This is a genomic window from Adlercreutzia sp. DFI.6.23, assembly GCF_024462535.1.
GTDB lineage: Bacteria > Actinomycetota > Coriobacteriia > Coriobacteriales > Eggerthellaceae > Adlercreutzia > Adlercreutzia rubneri.
Map to the genome: position 1 here is coordinate 1 of NZ_JANGBP010000846.1, position 286 is coordinate 286.

At 62.6% G+C, this 286-nt stretch carries 1 protein-coding gene; it reads right to left on the reverse strand.

Annotation, left to right across the window (positions count from 1 at the left end):
• Nucleotides 1–286: hypothetical protein (locus tag NE591_RS15720; RefSeq protein WP_256157158.1), on the reverse strand; the 286-nt coding region annotated here is incomplete at both ends.

Here is a 286-nt window from a genome sequence, read left to right on the forward strand (position 1 = left end):
GTCGCGCTTGTCGGTTTCGAACTCGAGCCACGCACCGCGGGAAGGGATGACCTTCGCGTTGTAGATGGTCTTGTCGGAGGTCTTGTCGCGCTCAGAGGTGAAGTACACGCCCGGGGAGCGCACGAGCTGGGAGACGACCACGCGCTCGGTGCCGTTGATGATGAAGGTGCCGCGCGGCGTCATGAGCGGGAAGTTGCCCATGAACACCTCCTGCTCCTTGATCTCGCCGGTCTCACGGTTGATGAAGCGGATCTCCACAAAGAGCGGCGCCTGGTAGGTGACGTCC